This is a genomic window from Acrocarpospora sp. B8E8 (assembly GCF_039871605.1).
Lineage (GTDB): Bacteria > Actinomycetota > Actinomycetes > Streptosporangiales > Streptosporangiaceae > Acrocarpospora > Acrocarpospora macrocephala.
This window is the reverse complement of sequence record NZ_JBDPLV010000144.1, coordinates 1-10,220: the sequence shown is the minus strand read 5'-3', so window position 1 is coordinate 10,220 and position 10,220 is coordinate 1. Positions and strand designations below refer to the sequence as shown.

The 10,220-nt window shown below is 67.3% G+C and carries 6 protein-coding genes and 1 pseudogene; 1 reads left to right on the top strand and 6 read right to left on the bottom strand.

All coding sequences use genetic code 11. The annotated features are described in order from the left end of the window. Nucleotides 1-139: 139 nt before the first annotated feature. The 5 genes from ABGB08_RS53680 to ABGB08_RS53660 all read right to left on the bottom strand — a co-directional run bounded on the left by ABGB08_RS53680 (nucleotide 140) and on the right by ABGB08_RS53660 (nucleotide 6,399). Nucleotides 140-2,317: an FUSC family protein gene (locus ABGB08_RS53680; RefSeq protein ID WP_347608024.1), complete on the bottom strand. Its 2,178-nt coding sequence runs from the start codon at nucleotides 2,315-2,317 to the stop codon at nucleotides 140-142. A gap of 5 nt (nucleotides 2,318-2,322) precedes the next feature. Beyond that, complete coding sequence (locus ABGB08_RS53675; protein ID WP_155353873.1) at nucleotides 2,323-2,778, bottom strand: histidine phosphatase family protein; 456 nt, start codon at nucleotides 2,776-2,778, stop codon at nucleotides 2,323-2,325. Nucleotides 2,779-2,879: 101 nt separating this feature from the next. Next, the gene (locus ABGB08_RS53670; protein WP_347608020.1) at nucleotides 2,880-5,207 is read right to left on the bottom strand and encodes a sodium-translocating pyrophosphatase; all 2,328 of its coding nucleotides are present in this window, start codon (nucleotides 5,205-5,207) and stop codon (nucleotides 2,880-2,882) included. Nucleotides 5,208-5,581: 374 nt separating this feature from the next. Beyond that, nucleotides 5,582-6,046 carry an ATP-binding protein gene (locus tag ABGB08_RS53665; RefSeq protein WP_155353875.1) on the bottom strand — a complete coding sequence of 155 codons (465 nt, stop codon included), beginning with the start codon at nucleotides 6,044-6,046 and terminating at the stop codon, nucleotides 5,582-5,584. A 2-nt stretch (nucleotides 6,047-6,048) separates the two neighbouring features. Next, nucleotides 6,049-6,399: an STAS domain-containing protein gene (locus tag ABGB08_RS53660; RefSeq protein WP_111171502.1), complete on the bottom strand. Its 351-nt coding sequence runs from the start codon at nucleotides 6,397-6,399 to the stop codon at nucleotides 6,049-6,051. Between the two features lie 158 nt (nucleotides 6,400-6,557). Here ABGB08_RS53660 and ABGB08_RS53655 point away from each other — a divergent pair, with 158 nt between their 5' ends. Beyond that, nucleotides 6,558-9,173: a DEAD/DEAH box helicase gene (locus ABGB08_RS53655; protein WP_347608015.1), complete on the top strand. Its 2,616-nt coding sequence runs from the start codon at nucleotides 6,558-6,560 to the stop codon at nucleotides 9,171-9,173. On the opposite strand, the pseudogene ABGB08_RS53650 reads toward ABGB08_RS53655, so the two are convergent. Continuing rightward, nucleotides 9,080-10,220 (bottom strand): annotated as a pseudogene (locus ABGB08_RS53650) (hypothetical protein); the annotation flags it as partial. The gene ABGB08_RS53655 and the pseudogene ABGB08_RS53650 sit on opposite strands and share 94 nt — an antisense overlap.

Here is a 10,220-nt window from a genome sequence, read left to right as displayed (position 1 = left end):
CCCGCCCACCCTTTTATGCTTGTCCGGGCTCCCGCCCGGCCCTGGGGTCGCCGTGGCTTTCGCCACCTACCCCCTACGGATTCGCGGTTTTCGATTGATTGCGGTTGAGTCCCCACAAACCCGCAGGCCTCCTGTTGGTTCACTTGGCGATGCTTGCCTCCTTGACTATGTGGGCCGACCCCTCGCTCAGGGCGCGCAACGCTTGATCGGTCGCGGCGGCGTGCAGGAGTGCGCGGCGCACACGGGTGCGGGAGTCCGCAGGATCCGCCGCGAGTTCGTCCAGCCGACGATCGGCGAGCTTGCCCAGCCATCCGCCCAGATCGGCCAGGCGGCTGTCCACATCCCCACCCGACTGGTATGGCTCGCCGATCCTGACGGCCTCAGCTCCGGTGGCCAGCCGATCCGCGACGGCGTCCAGCACACCGGGGGCAGGCCCGACTTCGCCGGGGTCTTCGCGGAGGACGGTCGTCACGGTCATCAGGTCGTCCCGGATCCTGCGGGCGGTGTCCAGCACCTCGTCCACGTGCTGCGGCGGCACGACCCCCGGTTCGTACGCGATGGAACTCACAGACTGAGCCACGGCCTCCGCCTCCCGGGCGGCGACGTGGATGCGTTCCACGGCCAGCCGCTCCGGTCGATCGCCACGGCTCACATCGGCCACCGTCCGGGCGGCCTCCGCAAGCGACTCCAGCAACCGGGCCACCCGTTCGGCCAGCCGCACCGCCTCACCACGCGGCCACAGCAGGCGCGTGCAGGCAAGCGCGATCAACGCGCCGCACACGGTCAGCCCCACCCGAATCGCGGCCGCATCCGGCGACAGCGGCGTCTGAAAATCAATGAGCAGCAGCACGCACATGGTCATGAACGTCGCCCAGTACGCGTAATGCACCGCCACCAGCCCGAACGCGAGCATCGCGGCCACCCCGACCATCACGACCCGCACCCAGTCCCCCGGCGCGATCAGCAGCACCAGCGCGGCCACCAACCCACCGATCACGCTCCCCAAGATCCTCGCCCAGACCTTCGTGAGCGTCTCCCCATACGTCGGCTGAATGGTCAGCAGAACCGTCAACGCCAACCACTGCGCATGCAACGGCTCGAACAGCACAATCGCCACGCACGCGACCACCGTCCCAAGCCCCACTCGCAAACTATGACGAACGTCGGGATCATCAAGGCTCACCCGCGGCAACCACGCCACCACCCGAGAGATCACATCCGAAACGAGGGACGGCCTCCTCTCCCCGAGAGAATCGACCGGCCGCATCCCTGGCGGACCCGAATCACTCGATAGCGCGTCGTGATCAGGTCGCCGCTTTCGCACCCCAGACCACTCGGGCAGTTGCGGAATCACCATCACGGTGCCTGTGAGAGATCTCACACCCGACCGGGACTCGGCGACACCCTCGCGGATTCGGTCAGCGACATGCGCGATCTGCCGGAGCAACACCACGCTGAGCAGCTCCCGCTCATCACCCGGACGTTCTCCGCGCAACGCATCAATCCGCGCCGCGAAATCAACCGACTCAACCTTCTCGGCCGACCGAAACAGCGACCGCACAGAAGCCGCCAGAGACTCCACCAGCTCCGACAAACCCACCCGATCCGGTGGGACCTCCCGGGCCACCGCCCCGACAAGATCATGCAAGGCCACCGCCTCGTAGAAGATCCGTCTCAGAGCGGCGGTAACCTGCTCGGCTTCCCGGGAGCGTCGTTCCCAGCGATTGCGGGCGCAAGCCGTACGAGCCGTCTGAAGCACGGAGGAGGCGCGGACCCGCTGGGAGTCCCACGAGTCGGACATGGTCGACTCGATCAGGACAGCGAGCTCCTCAGCGGCCTCACCCAGCGTGGCAGGCAGCGGCCGGGTCCGCCGCCACGACCAGGGCAACGTGATCAGCACCGCCGCCAGCAAACCCCCCAGAAGTTGCAGCCCCAGATGCTCCGCCGGATAAATCGGCAGCGGATTGGCAGCGGTGATCAGCAACGCCAGCGCGGCCGTCGAGCCGACCAGCGGCCACAGGATGCCCGCCCCGGCGACCAGCGGCGCGACCGGGATCAGCAACCACTCCCGGTCGATGACCACCACGCCGAGCACCGTACCGAACGCCAACGACAAAACCCCGGCCAGCATGGCCACCGCCCGCACCCCCGGCGGATCGGCGTTGGCCCGCACGGCGACCAGCCACGCGCCGATGCCGACCACCCCGCCATCCACGGGATGCCCCACCGCCACCCCGACGACCAGCGGAATCACGACAGAGGCCCCGGCGACGAGGCCGAAACCCACCGCCAGCCCGCTGTCGTCGAATCTGGCCACGATCGTTAAGGCCGGTGCGTGTCCACCAGTGTCCCGGTGCCGGAATCGACCTCCGACCAGGGCCCGGGCAGCTCGACCACCGCGAACGCCCCCGGCGGGAACGTCTCGACTTCATCCCCGGTGAGGCCCATCACCAGCTCGTGCACGCTCGGATTGTGCCCGACCAGCACCAGCGTCCCCACCTCCGGCCCGACCTGGCGAATCAGGACAAGCAATTCGTCGGTATACGCCTCATAGATGTCCCGATCCAGCTCAAGCGGCGCGGCCAGCCCGAGCAACTCCGCCGTCTGCCGGGTCCGCTTGGACGAGGAGGAAAGCACGAGGTCAGGCTTGAGCGGGCCGATCAGCACCCCCGCCTCGCGCGCGTTGCGCTGCCCCCGATGGGTAAGCCCGCGTTCAAAGTCCAGCACCCCGGGGGTGTGCTCCGCCTTCGCATGCCGCAGCACAATCAACGTCTTCATCGCACGCAACGCCCTTTCATGCACAGATTCTACGAACATGGTCCACAAACGCGTGAGGGTCCCCCGCCATCGCGGGGAACCCTCAGCGAAGCGGAACAGGATCAGCTAGCGACCGGCTCCAGCTCTTCCTTGTTGTTGTCGGAGGACTCCATGCCCCCACCGGAACGACGCTTGGACACGACGATCGCACCGATCACGACGAGAACCGCCAGCAGGGTCACGCCGATCCGCAGCCCGGTGTTGTCCGCGTACACCACAACGGCGGGCGCGATCAGCAGCGCGACCAGGTTCATCACCTTGATCAGCGGGTTGATGGCCGGACCCGCGGTGTCCTTGAACGGGTCGCCCACGGTGTCACCGATGATGGTCGCCTCGTGCGCCTCGGAACCCTTGCCGCCGTGGTGCCCGTCTTCGACCAGCTTCTTGGCGTTGTCCCACGCACCGCCCGAGTTGGACAGGAACACCGCCATCAGCGTGCCCGCCGCGATCGCCCCCGCCAGGTACGCGCCCAGCGGCCCGTAACCCAGCCCGAACCCGACCGCGATCGGAGTCAGCACGGCGAGCAGACCAGGCGTGGCCAGCTCCCGCAGCGAGTCCTTGGTGCAGATGTCCACAACTCGCCCGTAATCAGGCTGCTCGCTGTAGTCCATGATGCCCGGCTTGGTACGGAACTGCTCCCGTACCTCGAACACCACCCGCATCGCCGCCCGGCCAACCGCACTGATCGCCAGACCGGAGAACAGGAACACCACGGCCGCACCGACGATCAGACCCACCAGCACGTTCGGCGAGTCCACACTCAGGCTGAAGTTCTGGAACGAACCCAGCGCGGCCTTGACGGTCTCACTGGCCTTCGCCAGTTCAGCCTCGACAGCCGTACGGAACGACCCGAACAGCGCCGTCGCGGCCAGCACGGCGGTCGCGATCGCGATGCCCTTGGTGATCGCCTTGGTGGTGTTGCCGACCGCGTCCAGCGAGGTGAGCACGCGCGCACCCTCGCCCTCGACGTCGCCGGACATCTCCGCGATGCCCTGCGCGTTGTCCGAAACCGGACCGAAAGTGTCCATCGACACGATCACGCCGACCGTGGTCAGCAGGCCGGTGCCGGCCAGGGCGACCGCAAACAGCGCCACGGTGACGTTGCCGAAGCCCAGCAGGAACGCGCCGTACACCGCCGCGCCGATGAGCAGCGCCGAGTACACCGCGGACTCCAGCCCGACCGCGATACCCGCCAGAATGACGGTCGCGGGACCGGTACGCGACGACTCCCCGATGTCCCTCACCGGACGCCGGTTGGTCTCCGTGAAGTACCCGGTGAGGATCTGGATCGCACTGGCCAGCACCAGACCGATCAGAACCGCCCCGATCGCGATGATCCGCGGATCCGCGGTGATCGCCTGAACGGCGGGCGAGGCCGACGTGAGCTCGGCGAACGAGGCCGGCAGGTACGCATAAGCCGCGACCGCCACCAGCACGGCCGAGATCGCGGCCGAGATGAAGAACCCGCGGTTGATGGCGGCCATCGCGTTCCGGTCGCCCGCGCGCGGCGAGGTCACGAAGATGCCGATGATCGCGGTGATCACACCGATCATCGGCACGATCAGCGGGAACACCAGGCCCTCGGTGCCGAAGGCCGCCTTGCCCAGGATCAGCGAGGCGACCAGCATCACCGCGTACGACTCGAACAGGTCGGCCGCCATGCCGGCGCAGTCGCCGACGTTGTCGCCCACGTTGTCGGCGATGGTGGCCGCGTTGCGCGGGTCGTCCTCCGGGATGCCCTGCTCGACCTTGCCGACCAGGTCGGCGCCGACGTCGGCGGCCTTGGTGAAGATGCCGCCGCCGACACGCATGAACATGGCCAGCAGCGCCGCGCCGAAGCCGAAGCCTTCCAGCACGCTCGGCGCGTCGCCCTTGTACGCGAACACGACGATGGCCGCGCCCAGCAGGCCAAGCCCGACGGTGAACATACCGGCCACACCGCCGGTACGGAATGCGATCCGCATCGCGGTCTTCTCCCCCGCTTCCCGGGCGGCGGCGGCGACGCGCACGTTTCCGCGCACCGCCAGCCACATCCCGATGAAGCCGGTCAGCGCGGAGAACACCGCACCGACCACGAAGAAGAGGCTGCGCCCGATCGCCACGCTGGTCGACTCGGCCGGCAGCAGGTAGAGCAGGAAGGGGATAAGGATGACAAAGACGGCAAGCGTCCGGAACTGCCGCGTCAGGTAAGCGGCAGCTCCAAGTTGTACGGCTTTCGCGATGTTCTGCATACGTTCCGTGCCCTGGGGCGCGGCCAGTACCTCGCGCACGAGGCCGCCGGCGACGGCCAGCGCGATCATGGCCACAGCGGCCACCACGATCACGATCGTGAGATGGGAACCGCTCAGGGATACCGCTGCGTCATTGCCAGCGGCGAGATAGGCAGACAATTCCGTCCTCCTCGGCCAGACGGGTAGGTCCTGCCCGGGAGGCGCAGCCTCACAGTATCTTCAGCGTGCCCCATCGCGAACGGGGCGTCAGCGGCGCACTTCCGGGTGGTTGGCAGTGCCGCTTCCGGTTGCAATCCGCAATACCTTGGCCGGTGCGGGGGAGTCTACGCAGCCTGTCGGCGGATATGAAGGCCTTGCGGCACGCTAATTAGGGCCGAGTCCAGTAAGGACGGGTTCCACCCCCACCCAAACAGGTCGTTTGTCGCCCGGTCGCCTGATGTCCATCAGGTTACGGACAAGCCCTGCGAGGGATTATAGACGACCCAAATTGGGTGGAGGACAGATTCGGCCAGCCCCTAACCAGCCAGGAGGCTTCAGTGAGCCGGAACCCCGTTGGGCGTGGCGGCCGGCCAGCTCATCCGGATCCGCACCCCCGTCGGCCCTGGGGAGACCTCGACGTCGTCGGCCAGACCGGCGATCACCGCGATCCCTAAGCCCGGCATTTCCGGAACAATCCCGAACATGCTGTCGGCCGATGCCTCGACCGATACCAGGCCATTGGCCGTACCCGGAGATTGAAGATCGTCGTTCGGAGCGGAGTCGGTGACCGTCACCTCGAAACGCCCCGAATCATCCCGGAGCTCGATCCGGATCGGCTCCCCCGGGCAGTGGACGCGATGCGCCTCAACTGCCCGGGAGCACGCCTCTCCGACGGCGAGCCGCACCTCGTCCAGCAACGCCTCGGCCACCCCCGTACGGCGCGCGATCGCCGTGGCGACCAACCGCGCCGTGCGCACATGAGCCGGCAACGCGCTGAACGTCAGCTCGACGGTGGCCATGACTACTTGTCTCGACCGTGGGCTTCCTTGGCCTCATCCACGGAGGCGTAGATCCCGAAGACCTTGGTAAGACCGGTGATCCGGAAGATCTTCAGAATGCGCTCCTGCGTGCAGACGAGTTCCAGGGAGCCATCGTGCGCCCGCACCCGCTTGAGCCCGCCGACCAGCACACCAAGCCCGGTCGAGTCGAGGAAGTCCACTTTCTCCATGTTCACGAGAAGGTGGAAGTTGCCCTTGTTCACCAAGTCGATGAGCAGCTCACGCAATCTGGGCGCGGTGTAGACGTCGATCTCACCCTCGACCTCGACAATGGTGAGACGGTCCTCGGTACGGTGGTCCAACTTCAGATCCACAGATCCTCCAGCGCCTTGCCTGCGTAGGTCCGATGCAGATCGTGCATCCTTAGGAAAACACGATCCTGACGCGCGGCATTCAACCACGCTACGCCTCAGTGTCTATACGAAATCCCGACTCCGGGCGACTCTCCCCGCAGATGCCATGGTGGAAACCAATGAATCGGTCCTCTTCACCCGCTCACCCCCACAGGCGTGCGCCAGGCCGGAGCGGACCACTCCTGGAGCGCTTGCTGACGACCTCGGCACGGCACGGGAGAGTCACTCACGTGGAGCATGTTCCAGCACGTCAGGCTGGTCAAGTCCAATGGCCGGATTGGGTCGCCGACACGGTGCGGGAGCGGCTGGAGGTGCAGGGCGTGTCCGGCTTGTGGCCACACCAGTTCGCCGCCGCCGAGCATGTTCACCGTGGCCAAAACGTGATCATTTCCACTGGAACCGCCTCAGGAAAATCTCTCGCCTATCTGGTCCCCGCGGTCACCGGGATCCTGTCCGGCGCCACCGTCCTCTACCTCACCCCGACCAAGGCCCTCGCCGCCGACCAGCTCCGCGCCCTCCAGGAACTCTCCTTCGACCAGGTACGACCCGCGACCTTCGACGGCGACACCCCCATGGAGGAACGCGCCTGGGTCCGCCGCCACGCCAACTACGTCCTGACAAATCCGGACATGCTCCACCGGTCGATGTTGCCCAGGCACGCCGCCTGGACGTCCTTCTGGCGGCGCCTCCAGCTGGTGATCGTCGACGAGTGCCACACCTACCGCGGCGTCTTCGGCTCCCACGTCGCGCAGATCCTCCGCCGCCTGCGCCGAGTCGCCGCCAAGTACGGCTCCCGCCCCGTCTTCTTCCTCGCCTCCGCCACCGCCAGCGAGCCCGGAACCACGGGGATGCGCCTGACGGGCCTTGAGATGGCCGAGGTGACGCGTGACGCCTCTCCCCGGGGCGCGAGCACCATCGCGCTCTGGGAGCCGCCCCTGACCGATTTGCGGGGCGAGGGCGGCGCCCCCGTCCGCCGTACGGCCACCGCCGAGGCGGCCGACCTCCTCACCGATCTCGTCCTGGACGGCGTACGGACCCTCGCGTTCGTACGGTCGCGGCGCGCGGCCGAGATCGTGGCCCTGTCGGCCCGGGGACACCTGCACGACACCGAACTCGCGCTGGGAGTGCACGCGCGGCCTTCGCGGGCCGCCGTGGCCACGCCCGTGCTGCCCGAGCTGCGGCTGGCGGACAAGGTGGCGGCGTATCGGGCCGGGTATCTGGCCGAGGATCGGCGGCTGCTGGAGAAGGCGTTGCGCTCGGGCGAGCTGCTCGGAGTGGCGACGACGAACGCGCTGGAGCTCGGGGTGGACGTGTCCGGGCTGGACGCGGTCCTGATCGCCGGGTGGCCGGGGACGCGTGCGTCCTTGTGGCAGCAGGCCGGTCGGGCCGGGCGAGATGGGCAGGACGCGCTGGCCGTGTTGATCGCGCGGGACGATCCGCTGGACACCTATCTGGTGCACCATCCGGAGGCGCTGTTCGGGCATCCGGTGGAGGCGACCGTCCTGGATCCGGACAATCCCTATGTGCTGGCTCCGCATCTGTGTGCGGCGGCGTCCGAAATTCCGCTGTCAGATGAAGATCATCTTATTTTCGGTCCTGCGGCGTTGGGGGTTTTGGATGAGCTGGTAGAGCGGGGGTTATTGCGACGGCGGACGACGGGGTGGTTCTGGACGAGCCGGGATCGTGCGGTCGACCTGGCCGACATCCGGGGGTCGGGCGGGTCACCGGTTCAGATCGTCGAGTCGGACACCGGCCGGTTGCTCGGGACCGTGGACGAGGCGTCGGCTCATGGGACGGTACATACCGGGGCTGTGCATATTCATCGTGGGGATACCTACGTGGTGGATGAGTTCGACCTCGAAGCGGGCGTCGCCTTGGTTTCCGCCGCTTCACTCGACTATTCGACCTTCGCCCGAGACATCACCGACATCCGCATCATCGAGTCCCTACGCTCCCGGCCCCTCGGCCCCGGCGAACTCCATTTCGGCTCGGTCGAGGTCACCCGGCAGGTCGTCTCATACCTGAAACGCCGCACCCAAACCGGAGAGCTCCTAGGCGACGACCCCCTCGACCTACCACCCCGAACCCTACGCACCCGCGCCGTCTGGTGGACCCTCCCCAACTCCGCCCTAGCCGAACTCGACCAACCAAGCGACCAGCCAAGCGACCTAGGAACCGAGCAGCCAAGCGACCCACCAAGCGACCAGGGAACTCACCGGCGAACCGGCCTGCCTGGCGACCTGGGAGCCCGGCGGCGAACCGACCGAAGAACCGACCGGCGAGCTGACACGCGAATCGACCTCGGCGGTGCCGCGCACGCGGCCGAGCATGCCGCAATCGGCCTGCTGCCCCTGTTCGCCACCTGCGACCGCTGGGACATTGGTGGCGTCTCCACCGAACTCCACCCCGACACCGGCCTCCTCACCGTCTTCGTGTACGACGGCCACGATGGCGGGGCGGGCTTCGCCGAACGTGGCTACGCCCACGCGACCGAGTGGCTCACGGCCACCCGCGACGCAATCGCCTCCTGCGAATGCGAACGAGGCTGCCCTTCGTGCATCCAGTCCCCCAAGTGCGGCAACGGCAACGAGCCCCTGGACAAGGCAGGCGCCCTCCGCCTACTCGGGATCCTGCTAACGCCCTACCTCGACCCTTCGGAACCCTCAGCAGACGGTGGCCATAACCGGCCCGACCCCGGTCTCCCGTCCTGCAATTCGATCGCCCGAGCGATGTAGGGCCGGAGCAGCGGCACATCATCCTCAGCCCCGTCTAAGGCAGGTTCTATTTCGTGAAGCTCCATCGTGGTGAGTTCCGCTGCCCCAGCCTCCACAGCAGCCAACTCCACCGCGGCCGGCTCCGCTACGGCTGGCTCCGCCGCTACGAACCCTGCTGCTGCGGGCTCGCCAGCTTCGGACCCTGCTGCTGCGGGCTCGCCTGCCGTGGGCTCGCCTGCGAACGCCGCTACCGCAGGCCGCTGCACCTCGGGCTGCGCTGCGGCGAACTCCACTGCCGCCGACTCCACCACCCCAGCCTCCACGGCGGCGAACTCCACCGCCTCCGACTCCACCGCCGCAGTCTTCAGGGCAGCTGTCTTCAGGGCAGCTGTCTTCAGGGCAGCAGAATCCGCTATCGCCAGATCCATCACCGGTGGCTCTAATGCAGCAGGCCCCACTGCCGCAGGTCCGGGCTCCGAAATCTTGGCCGCCGTAAGAAGGGCAGCGGGCCGACGACCCACCAAGCCCGTTGTGGCGACGCCTCCGCCCTCCGGCGGCGAAATCACCCCCACGGTCGCCGCCGCACCCGCACCCACGCCTTCACCCCCACCGGCGCGCCCACGCAACCACGCACCCGCATACCCGCCGATCAGCAACAACAGCAGACCAATGGCGGCATAGATCCCGTAAGCAAGCCCATCCCCAGAAGCCGACGACTGAACGGCACCTCCCGACCCTGCCGCGACCTCAGGCTGTGGGGAGGCACCCTCCCCCACCCCTTCCGGCAGATCAAAATCAGTCTTGGCCGCTTTCGACTCCTTGGGAAGTTCGGACGCGGCAACACCACTTGGTTTTATCAGCGGCACCTCGGCTCTGTTCTCATCGGGCTTAACAGGAAGATCCTCAACCCCATCGCTATCCGCGGATTTAGTCGGCGAAGGCTTAGCCTGGATCCACCGAGCCGAATCTGATGCGAATGTTGTGAAATGGGGAGAGGTGCCCTGCGAGCTGGGATGATGGGAGTTCTTCAGGCTTCCAGCAACCAGATCGATCGGACACCTCTCAAGT

Coding starts and splice junctions, on each gene's coding strand:
- ABGB08_RS53675 (WP_155353873.1), bottom strand. CDS start 2,778: ATGAAGACGTTGATTGTGCTGCGGCATGCGAAGGCGGAGCACACCCCC.
- ABGB08_RS53655 (WP_347608015.1), top strand. CDS start 6,558: ATGAATCGGTCCTCTTCACCCGCTCACCCCCACAGGCGTGCGCCAGGC.
- ABGB08_RS53665 (WP_155353875.1), bottom strand. CDS start 6,046: ATGGCCACCGTCGAGCTGACGTTCAGCGCGTTGCCGGCTCATGTGCGC.